At 60.6% G+C, this 22,091-nt stretch carries 21 protein-coding genes; 10 read left to right on the forward strand and 11 right to left on the reverse strand.

Annotated features, from left to right (window positions below; genetic code table 11):
- Window positions 1–5 precede the first annotated feature (5 nt).
- Window positions 6–626, reverse strand: coding sequence for a LysE family translocator (locus tag HX814_RS10610; protein ID WP_177009454.1), 621 nt, complete (start codon window positions 624–626; stop codon window positions 6–8).
- 241 nt (window positions 627–867) lie between these two features.
- Here HX814_RS10610 and HX814_RS10615 point away from each other — a divergent pair, with 241 nt between their 5' ends.
- The gene (locus HX814_RS10615; protein WP_177009453.1) at window positions 868–1,434 is read left to right on the forward strand and encodes a hypothetical protein; all 567 of its coding nucleotides are present in this window, start codon (window positions 868–870) and stop codon (window positions 1,432–1,434) included.
- Between the two features lie 177 nt (window positions 1,435–1,611).
- Here the strand turns inward: HX814_RS10615 and HX814_RS10620 are convergent, their stop codons facing one another.
- Both HX814_RS10620 and HX814_RS10625 read right to left on the reverse strand, forming a co-directional pair.
- Complete coding sequence (locus tag HX814_RS10620) at window positions 1,612–2,757, reverse strand: EstA family serine hydrolase (protein ID WP_008436310.1); 1,146 nt, start codon at window positions 2,755–2,757, stop codon at window positions 1,612–1,614.
- Between the two features lie 71 nt (window positions 2,758–2,828).
- Entirely contained in the window at window positions 2,829–3,896 is a 1,068-nt protein-coding gene (locus HX814_RS10625) for a fatty acid desaturase (RefSeq protein WP_177009452.1), read from the reverse strand.
- A 315-nt stretch (window positions 3,897–4,211) separates the two neighbouring features.
- Here HX814_RS10625 and HX814_RS10630 point away from each other — a divergent pair, with 315 nt between their 5' ends.
- Window positions 4,212–4,775 (forward strand): recombinase family protein, encoded by a 564-nt coding sequence (locus tag HX814_RS10630; RefSeq protein WP_177009451.1) that lies wholly within the window; start codon window positions 4,212–4,214, stop codon window positions 4,773–4,775.
- 158 nt (window positions 4,776–4,933) lie between these two features.
- Here HX814_RS10630 and HX814_RS10635 read toward each other — a convergent pair whose 3' ends face one another.
- On the reverse strand, window positions 4,934–5,470 hold the full coding sequence (locus HX814_RS10635) for an AAA family ATPase (RefSeq protein WP_134326741.1): 537 nt from the start codon (window positions 5,468–5,470) through the stop codon (window positions 4,934–4,936).
- Window positions 5,471–5,591: 121 nt separating this feature from the next.
- On the opposite strand from HX814_RS10635, the gene HX814_RS10640 reads away from it, so the two are divergent.
- Entirely contained in the window at window positions 5,592–5,960 is a 369-nt protein-coding gene (locus tag HX814_RS10640; RefSeq protein ID WP_008436319.1) for a hypothetical protein, read from the forward strand.
- Between the two features lie 16 nt (window positions 5,961–5,976).
- Here the strand turns inward: HX814_RS10640 and HX814_RS10645 are convergent, their stop codons facing one another.
- Complete coding sequence (locus tag HX814_RS10645; protein WP_003215146.1) at window positions 5,977–6,858, reverse strand: LysR family transcriptional regulator; 882 nt, start codon at window positions 6,856–6,858, stop codon at window positions 5,977–5,979.
- Between the two features lie 122 nt (window positions 6,859–6,980).
- Here HX814_RS10645 and HX814_RS10650 point away from each other — a divergent pair, with 122 nt between their 5' ends.
- Complete coding sequence (locus tag HX814_RS10650; RefSeq protein ID WP_003215148.1) at window positions 6,981–8,111, forward strand: epoxide hydrolase family protein; 1,131 nt, start codon at window positions 6,981–6,983, stop codon at window positions 8,109–8,111.
- Here HX814_RS10650 and argC read toward each other — a convergent pair.
- Window positions 8,095–9,027 (reverse strand): N-acetyl-gamma-glutamyl-phosphate reductase, encoded by a 933-nt coding sequence (argC, locus tag HX814_RS10655; protein ID WP_177009450.1) that lies wholly within the window; start codon window positions 9,025–9,027, stop codon window positions 8,095–8,097. The two genes, HX814_RS10650 and argC, sit on opposite strands and share 17 nt — an antisense overlap.
- 112 nt (window positions 9,028–9,139) lie before the next feature.
- On the opposite strand from argC, the gene HX814_RS10660 reads away from it, so the two are divergent.
- The 3 genes from HX814_RS10660 to HX814_RS10670 all read left to right on the forward strand — a co-directional run bounded on the left by HX814_RS10660 (window position 9,140) and on the right by HX814_RS10670 (window position 13,244).
- Window positions 9,140–10,024: a LysR family transcriptional regulator gene (locus HX814_RS10660; RefSeq protein WP_177009449.1), complete on the forward strand. Its 885-nt coding sequence runs from the start codon at window positions 9,140–9,142 to the stop codon at window positions 10,022–10,024.
- A 128-nt stretch (window positions 10,025–10,152) separates the two neighbouring features.
- A complete protein-coding gene (locus HX814_RS10665; RefSeq protein ID WP_177009448.1) occupies window positions 10,153–10,947 on the forward strand; it encodes an alpha/beta fold hydrolase in 795 nt (264 codons plus the stop codon).
- Between the two features lie 101 nt (window positions 10,948–11,048).
- The gene (locus HX814_RS10670; protein WP_177009447.1) at window positions 11,049–13,244 is read left to right on the forward strand and encodes an OsmC domain/YcaO domain-containing protein; all 2,196 of its coding nucleotides are present in this window, start codon (window positions 11,049–11,051) and stop codon (window positions 13,242–13,244) included.
- Between the two features lie 155 nt (window positions 13,245–13,399).
- Here HX814_RS10670 and HX814_RS10675 read toward each other — a convergent pair whose 3' ends face one another.
- From HX814_RS10675 to HX814_RS10685, 3 genes are read right to left on the reverse strand one after another with little or no spacing between them, the layout of a single operon-like run.
- Window positions 13,400–14,821, reverse strand: coding sequence for an efflux transporter outer membrane subunit (locus HX814_RS10675; protein WP_008436338.1), 1,422 nt, complete (start codon window positions 14,819–14,821; stop codon window positions 13,400–13,402).
- Window positions 14,818–16,398 carry a DHA2 family efflux MFS transporter permease subunit gene (locus HX814_RS10680; RefSeq protein WP_003215162.1) on the reverse strand — a complete coding sequence of 527 codons (1,581 nt, stop codon included), beginning with the start codon at window positions 16,396–16,398 and terminating at the stop codon, window positions 14,818–14,820. The genes HX814_RS10675 and HX814_RS10680 overlap by 4 nt, the downstream gene beginning before the upstream one ends.
- Complete coding sequence (locus tag HX814_RS10685; RefSeq protein ID WP_008436342.1) at window positions 16,391–17,503, reverse strand: HlyD family secretion protein; 1,113 nt, start codon at window positions 17,501–17,503, stop codon at window positions 16,391–16,393. Before HX814_RS10685 ends, HX814_RS10680 begins: the two co-directional genes overlap by 8 nt.
- A 99-nt stretch (window positions 17,504–17,602) precedes the next feature.
- Here HX814_RS10685 and HX814_RS10690 point away from each other — a divergent pair, with 99 nt between their 5' ends.
- Entirely contained in the window at window positions 17,603–18,307 is a 705-nt protein-coding gene (locus HX814_RS10690; protein ID WP_177009446.1) for a CerR family C-terminal domain-containing protein, read from the forward strand.
- Between the two features lie 2 nt (window positions 18,308–18,309).
- On the opposite strand, the gene HX814_RS10695 is transcribed toward HX814_RS10690, so the two are convergent.
- The gene (locus HX814_RS10695) at window positions 18,310–18,930 is read right to left on the reverse strand and encodes a LysE family translocator (RefSeq protein WP_177009445.1); all 621 of its coding nucleotides are present in this window, start codon (window positions 18,928–18,930) and stop codon (window positions 18,310–18,312) included.
- On the opposite strand from HX814_RS10695, the gene HX814_RS10700 reads away from it, so the two are divergent.
- On the forward strand, window positions 18,929–19,126 hold the full coding sequence (locus HX814_RS10700; RefSeq protein ID WP_177009444.1) for a hypothetical protein: 198 nt from the start codon (window positions 18,929–18,931) through the stop codon (window positions 19,124–19,126). The genes HX814_RS10695 and HX814_RS10700 overlap by 2 nt on opposite strands.
- Before the next feature lie 119 nt (window positions 19,127–19,245).
- On the opposite strand, the gene HX814_RS10705 is transcribed toward HX814_RS10700, so the two are convergent.
- Window positions 19,246–20,877, reverse strand: a complete 1,632-nt coding sequence (locus HX814_RS10705) for a sensor domain-containing diguanylate cyclase (RefSeq protein WP_102604928.1) — start codon at window positions 20,875–20,877, stop codon at window positions 19,246–19,248.
- 153 nt (window positions 20,878–21,030) lie between these two features.
- Here HX814_RS10705 and HX814_RS10710 point away from each other — a divergent pair, with 153 nt between their 5' ends.
- Entirely contained in the window at window positions 21,031–22,068 is a 1,038-nt protein-coding gene (locus tag HX814_RS10710; protein ID WP_177009443.1) for an alpha/beta fold hydrolase, read from the forward strand.
- Window positions 22,069–22,091 lie beyond the last annotated feature (23 nt).

The raw sequence follows: 22,091 nt of genomic DNA on the forward strand, positions 1-22,091 counted from the left end.
AGTGCTCAGGCCCTGCGCGCCATCAGCAATACCGTCGCGGCGGCCGACAACAACCCCGCACAGCAGCGGTTGAAAATCCGCTTGCCCCGAGGCTGCGCGAACCAGCGGCGCATATGCAAACCCATATAGGCGTAGGCGCTGATGGCGAACCATTCCAGCGCCAGGAACATCGCTCCCAGCAGGGCAAATTGCGGCGTGATCGGACGTGCCGGGTCGACGAATTGCGGCAGGAAGGCGGTAAAAATCAGGATTGCCTTGGGATTGCCGGCGGCCACCAGGAACTCCTGTCGCGCCAAGGCCCACAAGCCCGCCTTGGGCGCCGTCGACTCAGCCTCCGCGTGCGGATTGGACCGCCACAGTTGATACGCCAGATAAAATAGATACGCCGCCCCCAGGATCTTGATCCCGTAGAACAGCAACTCCGAGGTTTGCAGCACCACCGCCAGCCCGGCGGACGCGAGGGCGATCATCCCGGCAAAGGCCAGCAGTCGCCCGACGCCTGCCAGGCACGAAGTGCGGTAGCCGTAGCGGGTGGAGTTGCTCACGGACAGCAGGTTGTTCGGGCCTGGCGCCATGTTCAGGGCGAAGCAGGCCGGGAGGAAGAGGGTGAGGGTGGCGAGGTCCATGGGGGGCTCCGGCGGGCGCTGGCAGGTAAGGCCACGAGGATAAGGGATGTGAGGCGGTTGAACAATTTGCGCTAATGGGTAGAACCGATGGCGCTCTGGCCATGTCTGTGAGTCGTGGGTAAATAGATCGGTCACCATGACGCTCATATCGTTAATATGTCCGGCATGCCAATCGGGTAAAGGAAGTTGGCGTGAAGCACGAAGCGCTTTTCTCGGGAATTAAAAATAGAGTAGGCAGGGAATGGAATATCCTTCATTTGAAAACAAATCAAAGAAAAGAACCTTGTTGTTGGTGGTGTGTCTGTTATTTGGAGCATGGATTGCTTATACGCTCTGGGCCGGTCGCATTGTAATGCGAACGGTTTTAATGCCATCGATTCCCGAGTGGACGACCTATATAGTCATTGGTTGTCTGGTTGGACTCTTTTTTGCTGCAAGGGCCACCTACTATCGTCCGGCTGTAAGAAACCCGAACCGTGTTGGAGAATCTTTTTTTGGTGGCTTTTGCGTGGGTCTGATTTTGTCCTTGCACAGTTATGACGTCGTTACGTACCTGTTGCCCGGCGACATTGTTCAGTATGCGTCACCTTACGAGCTGGTGACTCCGGGGCCCTACGTTGGAAAGTTCAGTCGTTGTGAGGCGGGTCTGCGGATTAAGGATTTAAAGACTGAGCGCTGGGTTGCGCTTTGTACCACTCAGTCGGAATTCAACGATCAAAGAAAGACAGGCATGAATGCAGTGTGGGTGACTGCTCATTCAAACAAGATAGGTTCTTATATCGAGGCATATGAATTTATTTATAAATAAATCATGTCGTCGTTGTACCAGCCTTCGTTAATAAGCCAATGACTCATTGTTGGCCGGGAGGGGAAGGTTTCGGTTTGCCATCAGCCACTTGTGTCTTGCCACAAACTTGCTGCGTTGCATTCGGCAGTATTGCGCCCCCCTTGAAAGCCTCAGATGAACAGATCCGCCCCTTGCCTCTCAAAGCGCCGCATAGACAAGGGATGAAAGTCGGCGTGGGCGTGGATCAATCATCGAATGGCTGCCCGAAGTCGTGGTGACAAAACCGAAGCTCACTTGTTTTTCGGGATCAGCGAAACTGATCGGGCCACCAAGCCCGATATGGCCAAAGGTGTTCGGGCCCATTGCATGGGAAGCCGTCGGGTCGCGTTGCTGCTCGAGCATGCAACCCAATCCATAACGCATGGGGCGCATCCATACTCGATCCATGCCATGACTGTGCTCACGGCTGAATTCAGTAAGCAGCTCGGGACCGATAAAGTTTCCTGCCATCAATGCACTGTAGAAACCGGCCAGGCCGTGAGCCGAACCGTGTCCACACACGGCGGGTTGCCGGTAGGCCCACCAGCGAGGGTCACTGGTTCGTCTGGGCACCATTCCGGGGTTGGTGAAGGCGAGCGTCGCGATATGCGACGGCTCGTTTTTCACCACGGTTCGCAACGCCTGCGAGTAAGGGTCACCGACTCGTCCCGTGGCACTGTCGAAACGCGCGATACGGTGAAAGTGTTCTTCGTTCACGCCAAGGTGCACGTCCAACTCATGGGGATCGAGAATCTCTTCGTGGATAAACACACAGGGATCTCGTCCGTCCACCCGGCGAATCAACTCGCCGAGGATCCAGCCAAACGTGGTGGTGCCGTAGCCCAGGTCTGTTCCCGGTTCCCACCACAGCGGCTCGGCCTCCAGCAGTCGCAGCATGTGCTCCCAGTCATACATCATGGGGTTATGGTCGGGCCCCCGCAGCGCCGGCAGGCCTGCGGTATGGTTCATCACCTGGCGCAGGGTGACCTTTGCTTTCCCGCTCCGGGCGAACTCGGGCCAGTAACGGGCCACGGGTGCATCCAGCTCCAGCTTGCCCGCCTCAACCAACATCAGGACGGCCACCGCGACATAGGGTTTTATTACGCAGAAGGTATTGGCCAGCGTATCGCGGGTCCAGGGTTTCGTGCCCGCCTGGTCTGCCATGCCGGCCCACAGGTCGACAACGATCTCTGCGCCTACCTGCACGCACAGGCCGGCCCCACGTTCCTGCGGATCATCGAACATGTCCTCGAAGGCCTGCTTGACCGCTTCAAACTGCTTCGCACATATCCCTTGCGCTTTCATACCTCAACGTCCTCGTATTTGAAGTGTGGCCCTTGATACTTGCCGAACACCGATAATGGTTGTGGAGGAATTCACCCACGAGACCGAGTTTGGGAGTGCTCCATGGAAAAGCGATTGGCTCGTTTGTAGGTGCCGAAGTCATTGAACCTGACACCGGCCTGGGCCATGACTTTATGAGCATAAGGTGCCGTCATCTGACGCAGATAAAACGGGTCTCTCACCACGAAGTGATGGATGCTGTGAGTGCTGCCAAAGTTAAAACAGAACAACTGGAACGGCCACAGCCACCAAGGGTTCATCACCTGGGTTTGTTGTAATGCGTTACGCGGGGCAACATCGCCGTAATAGTGCATATTTGAACTTATAAAGAACAGGCAGAGCTGCCGTATCATATTGGGCGCTATAAGAATAACCACTGCACTATTGACGATATCCATTAGTTCCAGCGTCGTAGCAGAGCTGTGAACCTCTATCCCGGTAATTGACCCAAGCCAGACATACAGGTGGTAGCCGAGGAACACATACCAGCACCCCCAATACAGAAGCCCGAATGGTGTATTGAGCCGAATGATCTTGCCTAACAATTTTACCTTTTGCCGCCATCCCGGGGCAAACACCGCATTTAGAAAACCAAATACAAATCCGTCCACCAGTTTCAGTAATCGCAGTATTCCCCAAGGACTGCCGCTCGTGGTGATCCAGGCTTCAACATCAGAATCAGTTCCGGACTCCTTATGGTGATGAAAGTGCAGACTGCGTCTTAGCCACGGGCTGGGCATACCCGGGCGTGCCAGCCAGCAGAAGAGCATCATGGCATTATGGGCCAGCGGCTGTTTTCTAAAATAAAGGCGATGAATCAGGTCATGTTCGATTTCATGAATGAACGAAGTCAGCAGCGCATTGACCAGAATACACATCCATGCGGGGATAAAACCCTTTAGATAGAGCCCTCCCGTAATGACCATCCCTATCAGGGAAAACGCCATGACACTCGCGCCCAGAGCATCCTGGTGCTGCAGGATCGGATAACGCTTTCGCAGGTAGTTCCCATGATCGGTAATACTGCGGGTTACCTTATCAATCTTTTCCTGATCGGTAGTTGGGCGATCAATTTCGATGGCGCCTTCCAAGACTTTCATCCATTCATCCTCTGATTGCATCGAGAAATTAACAGCCGCGTCAAGCCGGTCATGTCAATTATTTGAGCTGTAAAACAGTAGATACTCATATGGGTTGCTTGAATTGCACGGGGCATTCAAGGAATACGAAATCGACTTTTTTGCGAAAAGCTTGTTAGAATTCCATGCTTCAAAATGATAAGGGAAGTTCAACTCTTTGCAACTGTGTATTTTGGGTGGGTTCAGTGTTACAAGTGCGGTGTAAGGAATTGATGATTTAGTTACAGTTTGTACAAGTATAAAATGACGCTGTACAAGTATTGCCAAGGAGGCACCATGAGATTGCATCGCATCAAATATGTCCGGCGCGCTCTAAAAGAGCCCGAGGGTGGCGCAGAGAAAATAACAAGCGACGATGTATTTGATGCCGTGTTTTGCGATGAGCCGGCAGAAAATGCCGCGAATCCTGCAGGCCTGGAAAGGCTACTCCGCTACCTGCAGTGCGGGGATACCGTGGTGGTGGACAGCATGGCAGCGCTGACTTCAAGCACGGAGCAGCTGTGCGCCATCATTCGCCGGTTGATTGAAAAGCAGGTCACGTTGGAGTGTTTGAACGAAAACCTGGTTTTCCGGCATGACTGTCTTGAAGTCGTGGAGTCGATCATTGCGGTAATGGAGCTGATTGCAGAGTTCGAGCGCGCTGCGATGAGGGAAAGACAGGCGGCGGGAATTGCCAGTGCAAAGAATCGTGGGACTTATAGAGGTCGCAAGAAAAAACTGTCTGACAATCAGGTTGTAAACTTGATTGACCGGGCCGCTGCTGGAGAAAGTAAATCCAAGTTGGCGCGTGATTTTGAAATCAGTCGGCAGACGCTCTATCGGTACTTGAGATCCAGATAGGGGCTTCTACAGGTCGCACGAGGGAGCGGCTACCAACAAGATCCTACAGTTGAAAAAACCTGTAGGACGGCATGGCGCGAAAGCGGTGGAAGTCTTGCCATCATTGATTTCTTCACTGGCAAGACGACCCACTATCGCGGCCAACGCTCCTGCTCCATTTATTCAAGGCAGCCTTCAGATGCTGCGGGCAAGCGCTCGAAAAACTCGGCGATCTGCCGGCCACCGCGCAGGTGCACCACGGGCACCGACGGGCCTGCCGCCAACCGCACCGCCTCGATACCTGGCCGGTGGCCGCGATCAAACGTCCACACGTACTTCAGGAATGTCAGGAACTCCCGGTCGAGTTTCTCGGTACAGCCGGCGGGAATATCCGGGCGCGGGCGGTTCAGCGCACTGCGCAGGATCACCCGGGTAAAGCAGGTGAGCCGTGGCGTGTCGAGCCAGATGATCAAATCGGCACGGGGCAGGCGCAGGTCGAACGTGCGCCGCGCATAGTTGCCTTCACACACCCAGCCATCGGCGGCAACGGCGTCGCGCACGCGGGTACGGAACTGCTCGGCGTCGGGCTCGACCCAGCCGGGCGACCAGAACAGGGTGTCCAGGTGCACCACGGGCAGGCCCAGGCGTTGTCCGAGGGCGCGGGCGAGGGTGGATTTTCCGCTGCCCGCATTACCGAGAATCACGATGCGTTGCATGAAGGGACGTCCTGTCGCGGGAAAGCCCACAATTGTGCAGGTTTTACATGACCGACAAAAGCCATATGAGGTAGGTTGGGCGCCCCGGAATGGACCCTCTCGACCAAGGAAGCGCCTGTCAATGCCAAATGCCTTTTGCCAAATCAGCGAACGCCTGGACAACCGCCGGTTTATCGTCGCGGGCAACACCCATGGTGTGTCCGGTACAGGCACCGTGTTTCATTACCACGTCGATGAAAACGCCATATGGGGCACCTACCAGGGCGGCCGGATTCGCATGGGCAATCAAGTCGGGCGCGCCACAGGCCCCGATACCATCGAGTTGCTGTACCAGTGCCTGACCACCGAGGGCGAGATTCTTGCCGGCTGGTCCCGGGGCACGCTAGGCGTGGATGACGCCGGGCGTACCACCCTGGCCTTCGTCTGGGGCTGGTTGTCGGGCGCGACGGGAGGCGGGGAGTCGAGCTACGTCGAACTCGTTGCCGAGTAATCATGCAATTTCGCGCCTACTGGAACCGCTCAACCAGGTAGTCGACAAAACACCGGACCCGCGCCGGCGTGTGGGTACCGCCGAGGAACACGGCATGGATCTCTTCGCCATCGCCTGGATTGAATGCCTCCAGCAGCGGCACCAGCCGACCCGCCTGAATGGCGTCCGCCACGGTCTCGGCGCAGACCCGCGCGATGCCGATGCCCTCGGCCGCCAATTGGCCCTGGGTGTCACCGTTATTGGTTTCGACATGGCCCTTGATCGTCAGTGAATAGTCGTGGCCATCCTTGCGAAACGGCCAGGTGGGCGCCGCACGCTTGAAGTTGAAACCGATGCAGTCGTGATCCAGCAGGTCTTCCGGCACCTGCGGCGTGCCGCGTCGTGCCAGATAGCTCGGCGCAGCAATGATGACCTTGTGGGTGGCGCCCAGCCGGCGGGACGTCAGGCTGCTGTCGGGCAGCGGGCCCAATCGCACTGCGACGTCGGCTTGCCCGGCGGCGATGTCGACCACGGTGTCGGTCAGGTTGATGTCCACCAGGATGTCCGGGTAACGCTGAATGAACTCGCCCAACAACGGGATCACGAAGGTCCTGCCATACAGCAGCGAACTGCTGACCCGCAGGCGCCCGCGGGGTGAACTCTGGTCGGTAATCTGCTGTTCGGTTTCCCGCAGGTCCGTGAGGATCCGCCGGGCGCACGACAGGTAGGCGGCACCCTCCGGGGTCACGGTCAGTGAGCGCGTGGTTCGCAGCAACAGGCGTACGCCCAGCCGGGCCTCCATGCGGTCCAGCACCCGCGCGATGGAGGAGGGCGCAAGGTTCAAGCGACGCGCGGCCGCCGAGAAACTCGCGGTCTCGGCCACGAGGGTAAAGATTTCCAGTTCGTCCGTTATGTCCACGGGAAACTCACTTGTGCGTTTTTCGCAAAGGCCTTGAGCGGCGTAATGGGGTTCACATCGGTTTTTGTCGGGTTCAGTATTGCGTAAAGCAATGTAATACGGAAACTCACCAGGAGAATCCCATGATCTTGCCCTACACCATCAATGTCCCCGACGAACGTCTTGTGGCCATCCGCGACAAAGTCGCCGCCTACGATTGGACCCGGCTTCCCGATTTGGGAGGGTGGAAGTCGGGCGTTGGCGTGCGCGACCTTCAGCGCCTGGTCGCTTACTGGCTGGAATCCTATGATTGGCGCCGGGTCGAAAAACACCTCAACCAACTGCCCAACTTCATCACCGAGATTGAGGGCGAGCACCTGCACTTCGTCCATGTGCGGGGCGACGGTTCCAGGCCGCCGATCCTGCTGCTCCATGGCTGGCCAGGTTCGTACCTGGAATTCGAGGCGCTGCTGGAACCGCTGGCGGCTGACGGACACGATGTGATCGTGCCGTCGCTTCCGGGGTTTGCATTCTCCAGGCCGATCACCGGAGTGATTGGCCCACGTCGGGCGGGCGAACTCATGCATGGGCTGATGGCCCGGCTGTTCGGGCCAACCCGCTTCATCGTTCAGGGCGGTGACTGGGGTTCGGGCATCGCCGGTTGGATGGCCCACGATCGGCCCGAGGCGTTACTGGGGATTCACCTGAACATGGCCGACCTGCTGGCCCAGGGCACCGTTGCGACCACGCCGGAGGAGGAGGCTTTCGTCGCCCGGCGTGACGTGCTGATCGACTGGGAAACCGGCTACAACCACCAGCAGGAAACCCGCCCGCAGACCCTGGGTGTCGCGCTGGCCGACAGCCCTGTGGGGGCCGCGGGATGGATCCTCGAAAAAATCGGCACATGGGCCGATCTGCCCACTACCGCCGATGGCAGCCCGGATCTCTGGGGCACCTTTACCGAGGAGCAACTGCTGACCAACATCATGTTGTATCTCGCGCCATCTTCCATGGTCACCGCGACGTGGATGTATCACGGCAAGCGCCTTGAGGGATCGTCAAAATTCCCGGTCGGCACCCGCATCCAGGTGCCGACCGGATTTGCCGCCTTTCGTGATCCGGTGTTCGTGCCGCCGCCGCGCTCATTTGCCGAAAAGACCTTCAACATCGTGCACTGGAGCGAGATGCCCGCCGGTGGTCACTTCGCGGCCTGGGAGCAGCCGGCGTTGATGCTGGCGGACCTGCGCGCCTTTATCGCTACGGTCTCGGCTTGATCATCAAATCCAGGTTCTGCACGGCGGCACCTGCGGCGCCCTTGCCGAGGTTGTCGAATATCGCCGCCAGCAGGACCTGGCCCGTCTCGTGGTTTTCACACACGATCAGGCGCACATCGTCCGTGCCGTTCAGCGCTTGAGGGTCAAGGTAGGTCAGCTCCTTGGCGGCCTGCATCGACAGCACCTGGACGTGATTCGTATCGCGGTAGTGCTGAGTCAAACAGTCATGCAACCGCGAGCCATTCACACCCGGCGCCAATAACCGAAGTTGCAGGGGGATGGTCAATACGATCCCCTGGCGAAAAGTCCCGTAGGCCGGCACGAACAGCGGCGGCTGCGTCAGCCCGCTTTGCTGCTGAATCTCCGGCACATGCTTGTGTGCCAGTCCCAGCCCATACACCAGGAACGCGGGCGCCTGTGAGGCGTCGGCGCCCTCATGGTCCTGCACCCCGGCGCGGCCCTTGCCGGAATAGCCCGAGACGGCATGAATGGTCGTCGGGTAGTCCCCGGGCAGCAGCCCGGCCTCAAGCAACGGGCGCAACAGACCAATCGCGCCGGTGGGATAGCAACCGGGATTGCTCACCCGCTGCGCCGTGGCAATGCGTTGCGCCTGTTGCGGGTTCATCTCGGCGAAACCGTAGGTCCAGTCGGGATGAGTGCGGTGTGCCGAACTCGCGTCGATCACCCGCACGGCCGGATTGTGGATGCTGGCGACGGCGTCCCGTGCGGCGTCGTCGGGCAGGCAGAGAATCGCGATGTCGCAGGCGTTGATCATCTCGGCGCGCTGCTGCGGATCCTTGCGGTGTTCAGGGCTGAGGGTGATCAGTTGCAGATCGGTGCGGTCGCGCAGGCGTTGATGGATCTGCAGCCCGGTGGTGCCTTGGTCGCCGTCGATGAATACAAGAGGATTTGCCATGGGATGCACTCGGATAGGAAATCAGGTGTTCCAATCTTCGGCCAGCCGCTAGGATAGGAAAAGTTGAATTTCCAAACGATGAAGTTCAGATTTTATGAACGAGGATTGACCCATGCGCGAAATCAGCCTGGACCGCCTGCGTACGTTGGTGGCGATTGCCGACCTCGGTTCGTTCGCCGAGGCCGCCCGCATGCTCAACCTGGCGCCACCCACCGTCAGCCTGCATATCGCCGACCTGGAGGCGCGAGTGGGCGGCAAGCTGCTATCGCGTACCCGTGGGCGGGTGCAGCCTTCAGCGATTGGCGAAACCCTGGTGGAGCGCGCGCGCCGCTTGTTGGCGGATGCCGAGCAGGCGCTTGAAGACGTGGAGCGACAGGTGCAGGGGCTGGCGGGGCGGGTGCGTCTGGGAGCCTCAACCGGAGCCATCGCACAGTTGCTGCCGCAAGCCCTGGAAACCTTGAGCCAACATCATCCCGCCATTGATGTGCAGGTGGCGGTGCTCACGTCGCAGGACACATTGAAGAAGCTGGCCGAGGGCGCCCTGGAGATCGGCCTGGTGGCGCTGCCCCAGGCACCGGTGAAGGGCTTGCGGATCGAGCCCTGGCGGCGCGACCCGGTCATGGCGTTTTTGCCGGCGCGCCGGGAATGCCCGGAAGTGGTGACCCCCGCCTGGCTGGCCGCACAACCATTGATACTGAATGACGGCACCACCCGGCTTTCGCGCCTGACCTCGGAGTGGTTTGCCAATGACGGCTACCAGCCGACGGCGCGTATTCAGCTGAATTACAACGACGCAATCAAAAGCCTGGTGGCCGCCGGTTACGGGGCCACGTTGTTGCCCCATGAAGCGTCCACGCCCTTTCACGACACCCGGATTGCGATGCGGCCGTTGCAACCGTTGCTGTGGCGGCAACTGGGGATCGCCCATCGCGCCGGGGAGGTTGAGCGGCCTACGCAACATGTGTTGGACGTATTGTGGGGATTGAGTGCGGGGTAGGGCGTTATGGAACGACTCATACGATCAGCCTATGAATACCTTCCCGAATCAGGAATTTACAGAAACCTGAATACCGTTGAAGTTAACGGCTTTTGAGCCGCCAATCGGTTTTTCAGGGAGTCTTCACCATGCCATTCACCCACACACAACTCCCCATCGTCGTCGACGATGTACCGTTGAACATCGCCGCGATCCACCGCGCGGGTACCCTGGCGCCAATCGTGTTCCTGCATGGCTTTGGCTCGACCAAGGAAGATTACGCCGACATCGTCCAGCAACCTGCCTTCGACGGTCATCCATTTTTGGCTTATGACGCCCCGGGTTGCGGTGAGAGCCATTGCGATGACCTGTCGAAGATCTCCATCCCGTTCCTGCTGCAAACCGCCTTGCAGGTGCTGGAGCATTTCAACTTCGAGCGCTTCCATCTGGTAGGCCACTCCATGGGCGGGCTTACCGCGCTGATGTTAGCGCACCGGTTGCCGGGCCGGGTGCTGAGCTTTGTCGATATCGAAGGCAATATCGCCCCGGAAGACTGCTTTCTCAGCCGGCAGATCGTCGACTACCCGGCGGACGATCCCGAGGCGTTTTTCAGCGCCTTTATCGAGCGCACCCGGCAGGCACCGGCCTACGCCAGCGCGCTGTATTCGGCGAGCCTGCGGCACAAGGTGCGTGCCGGGGCGGTGCGGGGGATCTTCCAGTCGATGGTCGAACTGTCGGATAACGCCGACTTGATGGGCAAGTTCCTCGGCCTGGAATGCCCGCGCATGTTCATGTACGGCGAGCAGAATGCCCATTTGTCGTACCTGGCGCATATCCAGGCGCAAGGCGTGCGGTTGGCGCCGATTGCCCGGTGCGGGCACTTCCCGATGTACTCCAACCCGATCGCGATGTGGCAGCAGATTGCGCACTTTCAACACGGCTGATACCCATCGCCAACGATCGGCCAGGCCCGAAAGCACAAGACTTACGCCTCGAAACCCGGATAATGGCGGCCATAATTTGCTCGCTATTCTGGTAATCCCGCATGGAAATCAAGGTCAATTTTCTCGACAACCTTCGACTTGAAGCCAAGTTCGACGACTTCACCGTGGTGGCCGACCAGCCTATTCGCTACAAGGGCGATGGCTCGGCCCCCGGTCCGTTCGATTACTTCCTGGCGTCGTCGGCGTTGTGTGCGGCTTACTTTGTGAAGTTGTACTGCGAAACCCGCAACATCCCTACCGACAATATTCGCCTGTCCCAGAACAACATTGTCGACCCGGAAAACCGCTACAACCAGATCTTCAAGATCCAGGTCGAATTGCCAGCGGACATCTCCGATAAAGACCGCCAGGGCATCCTGCGTTCCATCGACCGCTGCACCGTGAAAAAAGTCGTGCAGGCCGGGCCGGAGTTTGTGATCGAGGAAGTGGAAAACCTGGATGCCGATGCCCAGGCATTGCTGATGCCGAGCGCGGCGTCCGACGCGGGCACCTACATCGCGGGCAAGGACCTGCCGCTGGAAACAACCATCGCCAACATGTCGGCCATTCTGGCGGGCCTGGGCATGAAGATCGAGATCGCTTCGTGGCGCAATATCGTGCCCAACGTGTGGTCGCTGCATATCCGCGATGCGCACTCGCCGATGTGCTTTACCAACGGCAAGGGCGCGACCAAGGAAGGCGCATTGGCGTCGGCATTGGGCGAGTTTATCGAGCGGCTGAACTGTAACTTCTTCTACAACGACCAGTTCTGGGGTGAAGACATCGCCAACGCGGCGTTTGTGCATTACCCGGACGAGCGCTGGTTCAAGCCGGGCCGCAAGGACGAACTGCCGCCGCAGATTCTCGACGCGCATTGCCTGCACATCTACAACCGTGACGGCGAGCTGCGCGGCTCACACCTCTATGACACCAACTCCGGCAACGAAGAACGCGGCATTGTTTCGCTGCCGTTCGTGCGCCAGTCCGATGGCGAGGTGGTGTATTTCCCGTCCAACCTGATCGAGAACCTGTACCTCAGCAACGGCATGAGTGCCGGTAACACCCTGGCTGAAGCGCAAGTGCAGTGCCTGTCGGAAATCTTCGAACGCGCGGTAAAACGCGAAATCATCGAAGGTGAATTCGCGCTGCCGGATGTACCGCAGGAAGTGCTGGCGAAATTCCCCGGTATCCTGGCCGGTATCCAGGGCCTGGAAGCCCAGGGCTTTCCGGTACTGGTGAAGGATGCGTCCCTGGGCGGTGAATTCCCGGTGATGTGCGTGACGTTGATGAACCCACGCACCGGCGGCGTATTCGCCTCGTTCGGCGCGCACCCAAGCCTGGAAGTGGCGTTGGAACGCAGCCTCACCGAACTGCTGCAAGGCCGCAGCTTTGAAGGCCTGAACGATCTGCCGCAGCCGACGTTTGAAGGCCATGCGGTAACCGAACCGAACAACTTTGTCGAGCACTTCATCGACTCCAGCGGCGTGGTGTCGTGGCGCTTCTTCAGCTCGAAGTCGGATTACGAGTTCGTCGAATGGGACTTCTCCGGCCAGGGTGAAAACTCCAATGCCGAGGAAGCCGCCACCTTGTTCGGCATCCTCGAAGGCATGGGCAAGGAAGTCTACATGGCGGTGTACGAGCACATCGGCGCGACCGCCTGCCGCATCCTGGTGCCCGACTATTCGGAGATCTACCCGATCGACGACCTGATCTGGGACAACACCAACAAGGCGCTGTTTTTCCGCGAGGACATCCTGAACCTGCATCGTCTCGACGAAGCGGAATTGAAGGGGTTGGTTGAGCGTCTGGTGGAAAGCGAGCTGGACGACTACACCGACATCACCACCTTGATCGGCATCGAGTTCGATGACAATACGGCGTGGGGTCAACTGACCATCCTGGAACTGAAGCTGCTGATTTATCTGGCCCTGCAGCAGTTTGAAGAAGCCAAGGAACTGGTGGAGATGTTCCAGCAGTACAACGACAACACCGTCGAGCGCGGCTTGTTCTATCAGGCCGTGAATGCGGTGCTGGAGATGGAGCTGGACGAAGACCTGGAACTGGCGGACTACGAAGTGAATTTCCGCCGGATGTTTGGCAACGAGCGGATGGACGCGGCGATTGGGTCGGTGAATGGCAGTGTGCGGTTCTATGGTTTGACGCCGACGAGCATGAAGCTGGAAGGGCTGGACCGGCACCTGCGGTTGATCGACAGCTACAAGAAGCTGCACGCGGCGCGGGCCAATACGGCCAATTAAAAGCTGACACCGTACCTGTGGTGAGAGGGCTTGTTGTGGCGAGGGGGCTTGTCCCCCGTTGGACTGCGTAGCAGTCCCTCTTTTTTGGGGCCGCTGCGCAGCCCAACGGGGGACAAGCCCCCTCGCCACAGGTCAGTGGTCACTCGGGTTATTTGTCACAACGTCCATCCCAACCCCAGCGCCTTGTGCAATGACGCAAAGTCCTTGAGCAACAGCGCATCCCCGGAAATCCGGCTTTCCTGCGCCTGGTACCGCGTACGTTCCGCGTCCAGCCAATCCAGCGTGCTCGCCGTACCTGCCTTATAACGCTGGCGCGTCAGGTCCGCAGCCCGTACCGCCGAAGATTCCACGTTACGCAGCAGCACCACGTTCTGCCGCTGGTTGCCATACCGCGCCAGGGCCACATCCGCATCACGCAACGCACTCAACACCACGCTTTTGTAATGGGCCAGGGCCTCGTCGCGCCCGGCTTGCGCACCTTTGACACTGGCCGCCACCCGGCCGAAATCCAATGCGTTCCAGGTCAGCCGCGGCAACAGCAGCCAGGTGCCGCTGTCCTTGCGCGCCAGGTGCCCGGGATCGGCCGCCGAGAACGACAAGTCGCCCATCAGGCTGAGCTTGGGAAACCAGTCGGCGGTTTTCTCGCCGATCTGCGCGTTGCTGGAAGCCAGTTGGCGCTCGGCCACCCGGATATCCGGGCGTGCTTTCAGGATCGCCGCCGGGTCGGCAAATGGCACCTGGCTAGGGATAGCGGGCAGGGCGCGGGGAGTGTTGAGGCTCGCGTCCAGCTCGCCCGGTTCCAGGCCGCAGAGCAGGTTCAACTGGTCAATCGCCTCGACGATTGACGCTTGCAGCGGCAGGCGTTGGGCCCGGGTGTTTTCGGCCTGTGTCAGGACCTGCTCCAGCTGTAACTGCGAGGCCACGCCACGGCTGCGTCGCTGCTGGGTCAGGTCCAGCGCCTGTTCCTCAATCTCGACACTGGCGTCCACCAGTGCCAGTCGCGCCTGCTGGTCACGCACGTCGGCATAGGTCTGCACCACCTCGGCTGCCAGTTGCACCTGGGCATCGGCCAGTTGCGCCTGCGAGGCGTCGTTTTCCGCCTGGGCCGCCTCGATTGCACGCCGGGTGCCGCCGAACAGGTCGGCCTCCCAACTGGCATCAAAGCCGGCGAGGTAAAGGCTCAATGGCCCGCGACCACCGCCACTGCTGCCACCCAGCGCCGAGGTGTCGGGGGAGCGCAGCTTCAGCATCGCTGCATCGCCGGTGATCTTGGGCAGGGCGTTGGCGTTGGCGCCACTCAGGCTGGCTCGCGATTGCTTGAGGCGCGCCTGGGCGGTCGCCATGTCCGGACTGTTTTGCAGGGCCTGGGCCACCAATTGGTTGAGCTGCGGATCGCCCAGGGCTTGCCACCACTGGGCGACCGCGGGTGTGCGCGGCAGGCCTATGTCGGCGTGGGGCAAGCGCCCGGCCGCGAGGGTCTTTGGCGCGGCATCCGGCGCGCCCTGGTAGTCCGGCCCCACGGTACACGCCGTCAGCAGGCCGACGGTGAAGAGCAAGGGAAGTGAGCGATAAATCATGTTCGTTGGCCTGCCTGCGCCGCGCGCTTTTTCAGGATGAAGATCAGGGGAAGGCACGCCAGCATGGCGAGTCCCAGCACGTAGAACGCGTCGTTGTAGGCCATCACCGCCGCTTGTTGGGCGATGTCGTTGGCCAGATGACTGAGGGCCTGCAGCGAGGCGGTGGACGGGTCGCCGGTTTGCGCCAGGTAGCTGGCGGTATCGCTCGCCATTTGATCCTGGGTCAACTGGGTGTTGGCCTGGATGCCTTCGCGCAACATGTCGTCGTGGAAGTGGCTGCGCCGGTCCATCAGTACGCCGAGCAGCGCCAGCCCCAAGGTGCCGCCGAGGTTGCGTGACATGTTGTAGAGCCCGGCCGCGTCACCCGCATCGCGGGTTTCCACCGAGCGCATCGACAGTTGGCTGAGGGGCATCATCACCAGGATCTGCCCAAAGCCCCGCAGGATCTGCGACCAGTAGAAATCATGGCCGACACTCTGGGCGGTGAGCTGGGTGTCGAGAAAACAGCTGGCCCAGTACATCAACAAACCCACGCCGACCATCATCCGCAGGTCCAGGCGGCCAAGCATTCGCGGCAGGATCGGCATCAGCAGGAACGCCGGAATCCCCGACAGCAACATGATCGAACCCGACTGTTGCGCGTTATAGCCCGACAGGATGCCGAGGAACTGCGGCACCAGGTACGCCGTGCCATAGAGCCCGGCGCCGACCGCCGTGGCGATCAGCAGCACGCTGCCGAAGCTGCGGTTGAGCACCAGTTGCAGGCGCAGGATCGGCGTACTCGAGCGGACTTGCCCGACGGCAATCAGGAAGAAGCCGATCACCATCGTGATGCTCAACCAGATGATCAACTGCGAATCGAACCAGTGTTCGCGCTGGCCTTCTTCCAGCACCACGGTGAGTGAACTCAGGCCCATGGCCAGGCCAATGATGCCCAGCCAGTCGGCCTTGATGAATTGCTGGAGGTTCATGCGGTCGCTGGGCAGGCCGGTGATCAGCAAGGTGATCAAGGTGATGCTGACGGGCAGGTTGATGAAGAAGCACCAGCGCCAGTTGATATTTTCCGTGAGCCAGCCGCCAATCACCGGGCCCAGCAGCGGACCGAGGATCACCGTCATGCCGAACATCGTGGTGCCGATTGCCAACTGATGGGCAGGCAGGCGGGTGCGCACGATGGTCTGCGCGGTCGGGATCATCGCGCCGCCGGCAAAACCCTGGCCGATACGCCCGGCGATCATCGCGCCGAGGCTTGAGGAGAGCCCGCAGAACATCGAGAAAAACGTGAACATCAACGCGGTGCCGATCAGGAACCGGCGCAGGCCGAATACCCGGGTCAGCCAGGCGGCGAGGGGAATCATGACGATTTCCGACATCAGGTAACCGGTGGCGATCCACGTGCCCTCGGTACCGGTCGCGCCGATCTGGCCCTGGATCTGCGGCAGCGCCGAGTTGGTGATCGAGATGTCCAGGGTCGCCAGCAAGGCGCCCAGCGAGCCGGCGGCGACTGCGATCCAGTCGGTCAGCGAAGCGTTGCGCGGTTTGTCCGCGGGCACTTCGGTCAAGATGGCTTCAGCCATGGTTGGCGTCTGCCTTGTGGGTGCGGGTGTCGACTTCCACGGTGGCGGACAAGCCGGGCACCAGTGCCTGGCGCACGTCGTCATCCGGTACATCCAGGGAAATCCGCACCGGCACGCGCTGCACGATCTTGGTGAAGTTGCCGGTGGCGTTGGACGGCGGCAGCAACGCGAACTGTGCGCCGGTGCCGGGGGACAGGCTGTCGATATGGCCCTGAATATCATGGCCTGGCAGTGCGTCCACATGCACGGTGACGGTCTGCCCGGCGCGCATCTCGCCGATCTGGGTTTCCTTGTAGTTGGCGGTCAGGTAGATCGCGCTCACCGGCACCACGGTCAACAAGCGTGTGCCCGGCTGCACGTATTGGCCGACGCGTACACCGCGATCAGCGACGCGGCCATCGAGCGGGCTGCGAATCACCGCGTCGTCCACATCCAGCTGGCTCTGGGCTTCGCTGGCCTTGGCCACGCCGAGTTGCGCCTGGGCTTGCTTGAGCTGGGCTTCGAGGGTGCCGTAGCGGGTCTGGCTGGAGCGCAACGCGGCCTGCTTGGCGGCCACGGTGCTGCGGGCCTGGGCGAGCTGGTTGTTGAGCTGCGCCAGGCGTTCTTCCGGCTCGGCCCCGGAACGCGCCAGCGGCGCATAACGTGCGACTTCGGTTTGCGCGTGCTGGGCGTCGGCCTGGGCGCCTTGTAGTTGGGCGCGGGCTTCGGCGATGGTCGAGTCCTGTTGCACGAGGTCGGCCTGGGCCTTGGCAAAGTCGGCCTCGCGGGCCGCAATCGTCGCCGAGGCTTCGTCACTCACTGCCTGGTATTTGCGCGCATCCAGGCGCACCAGCACGTCGCCACGCTTCACGTTCTGGTTGTCGGCCACCAGCACCTCGGCGACGTAGCCGTTGATTTTCGGCGCCACGCTGATGCTGTCGGCTTGCAGATAGGCGTCGTCGGTGGTCTCGATAAAGCGCCCGGTGAGCCACCACCAGGCGCCCCACGCCAGCCCGGCCAACAGCGCCACGCCGGCGAGTGACAGTAGAATCCGTCGGGCTTTGCCACGTTGGCCGTTGACGGTGGTTTCAGGAATGACCTGAGGAGAGGGAGGTGCTGCGGACATCAAGTCACTCCAGTTTTATATCAGTTGGAATAAATTCGTTTTTTCGCGAATTTTTGTCAACTGGTATATTTTGGTTACGTTAAAAAAATGGAGTGGCACATGGCACGACACAAACCGGCCGCCGAAGGGGGTTATCAGCGGGGTGAAGAAACCCGCGCACGCATTATCGAGGCGGCTGTCGAGGTATTTGGCGAGCGTGGCTACGACGGCGCGTCCACGCGAGACATCGCGAATGCTGCCGGCGTCAATGCGCCCGCGATCCAGTACTACTTCGATGGCAAGGAAGGCGTGTACCTGGAATGCGTCGAGCACTTGATCACGCTGTTGTGGCAGAAGATGGCGCCTACCGTTGAAGCTGCGGAAGGTGCGCTGGCCGATCCCGGGGTCGACGATCAGAGGTTGATCGACGCCTCACTGGGCATTCTCGGCGCGGTGGTTTCAACGATCCAGGACAGTCCCCAGACCACCGCGTGGCGGGCGTTTCTTGATCGCCATCAGGCCGGGCTCTGCCCTGAAAGCGCGACCATGGCGTTCGAGGAACGCTTCAAGGCGCGCATCGCCAACGTGATCCGCCTGCTGATCGCGCGCGTTGCCGGCCTTGCCGTTGACGACGAACGCACGGTGATCCACTCGATGGCGCTGTTCACCCAGGGCCTGGCGTTTCGGGTGCAGAAACCCAAGCTGCTCTCCGCCTTGAACTGGACCGAAGTGAGCCAGAAGGAAATGGAGCTGGTGCGGGATGTGGTGCTGATGCAGGCGCGGTTTACCCTGGAAGGCCTGGTACGGCATCGGGACCGGCGCTGACTTCAGCGCTTGCTGAAGGCCAGCCGGGCCGCGAACAGCACGAATATCATGCCGGTGGTGCGGTCCATCCACTTGATCACCTTTTCACGCCGCAGCACACCGGCCAATGGCTGCGTGGCACCGATCAGTATCAGTGACCAGGCCAGGCTGATCACCACGTGGATGCTCACCAGCCCGAACGTCCACGCCACCAGCGAATGCCCCTGGGGAATGAACTGCGGCAGGAAAGACACGTAGAAAATCCCGATCTTGGGGTTGAGCACGTTGCCCATCATGCCTTTCAGGAACCAGTTGGCACCGGGTTTTCCATCGGCCTCGACGGACGCCAGCGAACTGCGCGGACGCACCAGCATGTTCAAGCCCAGCCACGCCAGGTAAGCCGCGCCGCAGTACTTCAAGACGTTGAAGGCCACCTCGGACACGGCAATCAACGCGCCCAGCCCAAAGGCCACCGCTGCACCCCACAGCAGGCAGCCGGCATTGATACCCAGGGTGGCGCGCAAGGCTTGTTGCTTGCCCTCCACCGTTGCAGTGCGCAATACCAGGGCCGTGTCCAGTCCGGGCGTCAACGTGAGCAGCGTGGCGGCGAAGGTGAAGGCGAGCAGGTTGTCGGTGATGGACATGGATATTTACCTGAAATCAGAAACTCTCAAGACTGGCGTTGATACCGGCGAAACGCGCCAGCTCGATGGTTGCCGCGACCTGTTCAGCATCGATGATAAAGCCCTGGAAATCGTCATCTCCCGAGTCCAGATGAACCTAACGCTTGCCGCACCGAGCCAGCCATTGGTCGAAACGGTCCAGCACCTCAGCCATTGATGACCTGCATACGTTGTATTCATTGTTCGTGGGGCAGGTTACGGTCATGGGCGCGCGGCTGTCGATATTTAATCAAGAGCGTTGTGGCTTTCTGGAAAGGCTCATGACGCACTACACCGTCACGCCACGCGATTACGCCCCGACGACTTGGCCCGATACAACTGCTGATCCGCACGCTTGATCAGCACTGTGGTGTCGCTGTCCGAAGCTTCAACGAGCCCGACGCCAATACTCACCGTGACCTGCCCAACGGTCTCGAAATGCGCTCCGGCAATTGCCGCGCGAATCTTCTCGGCCAACACGTCCGGGCTGTCCGGCGCTTCGACTCCCGGCAACAGCACCGCAAACTCTTCACCGCCGTAACGGGCGACGAAGTCGGTGGCGCGGGTGGCGTCCTGAATCAACTGCGCGAGCTGGCGCAGTACATCGTCCCCGACGGCATGCCCATGGGTATCGTTGATCCGCTTGAAATGATCGACGTCGATCAGCAGCAACGCAAACGCGCGCCCGCTGCGCTGGAACAACAGGCTGTACTCCGCCAGCTTTTCATCGAAGCGCCGACGGTTGTAGACGCCGGTCAGGGCGTCATGGCTGGCCAGGTTCAACAGCTCGGCATTGGCCTGGGTGAGGGCGGCAGTACGCTGGGCGACGGTGGCTTCCAGGGACGCATTGGTGTCCTGCAGCTCGCGCTCTTTGCCAAGCAGCGATTGGGTCATGCCCTTGATGGAGCGCCCGAGCTGGGCGATTTCCAGTACGAAATGGTCTTGAGGGAAATACGCGCCAGGCTGTTGGTTTTGGACCTGCTTGGCTGAACGCGCGAGTTCTTCGATGGGCCGGCTGAGGTACGACGCCAGGTAATACGCCACGAAGCCGAAAATCACCGCGGCAATGACGCCCAACAGCAGCAGTTTGTAGAGCAATACGCGGGCAGGGTGCAGGGCGATTTCCAGCGGCTGGCGCATCACGATGTACCAGGTCAGGCTGGAATTCGACGGGCTGGGCACCGCCACGGCGCTGGTCACGTAGCCGTTGTCGACCGACCAGCCGGTGTCATTGGCCAGGCGGTCCTGGGGCAGTTGCTGGCCGGCCAGTTGTTCCGGGTAGAGCACCTTGCCGTCGTTGTCGATGATCAGCGCCTCGATGTCCGGCGTATTGCCTTTGGCCGCTTCGACAATTTGTGTCACCCATGTCCAGTGGGCGTGAGCCCCCAGTACGCCGATCACCTGGCCCCCGGCATTGCGAATCGGTGCGGCAAAGTCGATGAAGCGCCAGGGCTCACCGTTGGAGCCTGGCAGCAGCTTGGCAAGCAGTACCGCCTCGTGGGGATCGCCGGTGTAGTTGCCCTGCAAACCGGCCTGGAACCAGGGCCGTGCCGTTACGGATTGGTTGACCAGCAGCCCATTCACCGCCTGGCGCACACGCCCGTCGGTGTCGGCGACGCCCATCCATGCGTACTCGGCGCGGGACTGCGTGCGCTGTTCCATGGAGGTCAAGATGTCCGGATCGTCCAGGTTGCCCCGTCTGAACAGCGGTGCGCGGCTGAGCAGCGACACTTCGAGCTGGCGTTCACGCAGCTGCACCGCCAATAGCGCGGCGGTGGAGCGGGCAGTGCTCAACAAGGCATTGCCACTGGCCAGTTTCAGTTGCTCGGTAGCGATGTGCCCAACGTAGAACCCTACGCTCACCAGGGTGAGCAGCGACAAACCGGCAAACCAGAGGGTCAGGTGACTACGCAGGCTGGCTTTGATCATTGGGGGCTATCTGAAAGGAGTGTGACTACATGGTAGTCGTACCATTCGGATAGTTGCCATAGCCTGAAGGTTTATACGCGCATTGATTTCCCACCTGCTTTCCCATGACGGGCATGCCAGAATATGGCGCTTAGCCACTTAGGGAACTCAAGGATGAAAACGCTGTGTGCTGCGCTGTTGTTGATGGTTGTCACCGGGCTGGCTCAGGCCAGTGAGGTGAGGACCGGCTTCCAGGAAATTGTGATTCCCGACGCTGAACACGGCAGGCCGTTGCAGGTGGCGGTGTGGTACCCGACCGATGCCACCGGCACGCCACAACTGATCGCCGACAATCCGGTTTTCTACGGCGCGCCGGCCTTGAAGGACGCCGCACCGGCCGCCGGCGAGCATCCGTTGGTGGTGATCTCCCACGGCATCTTCGGCAACTGGATCAACCAGTCCTGGCTCGCCAGCGCGTTGGCCGGGCAGGGTTACATCGTCGCCTCGCCCAACCACCCCGGCACCACCAGCAAGGACCGCACACAGCCGGCCGCTTCCGAGCTGTGGAAACGGCCCCTGGATATCCATCGGGTGATTGATGCCGTGATTGCCCAGCCGAAACGCTTCGGCGCGGTGGCCCAACGCAAGATCGCCGTCGTCGGGCACTCCCTCGGTGGCTGGACCGCACTCGAAGTCGGCGGTGCCCGCTTTGATCCGCAGCGCTTTACCGAGGACTGCAAGTTGCATCCGGAAATTGCCCCTTGCAAGGCCTACGAACAACTTGAGGTTGGTCGCACCGAGCAGGCGAGGCAGCGACTGGCCGGTGACTTGAGCGACCCGCGCGTGGCGGCCATTGTTTCCCTGGACCTGGGATTCGCCCGCGGCTTCAGCGATGCCAGCCTCGCGGCGCTGAACCGCCCCACGCTAGTGATTGCGGCGGGCACGCCGTCGCCGGAATTGCCCGCCGCACTCGAGTCGGCCGACTTGGCCAAGCGCCTGCCGCAGAAGACTTCGCGCTACGTGGAAATCAGCGACGCCACGCACTTCAGCTTCCTGCCCATCTGCAAGCCGGGCGCGGTGGAGCGGATTGAACAGAGCGACCCCGGCGAAGGCTTTATCTGCCTGGATGCCAAGGGTGCTCGTCCCAAGCCGCAGATCCAGCAGCAGGTCCTCAGCTTGATCAGTGAGTTTCTGCAGCAGTCACTGCGCTAGCCGTCAGATGTCTTCGGACAACA

Source organism: Pseudomonas sp. C8002 (assembly GCF_013385765.1).
GTDB lineage: Bacteria > Pseudomonadota > Gammaproteobacteria > Pseudomonadales > Pseudomonadaceae > Aquipseudomonas.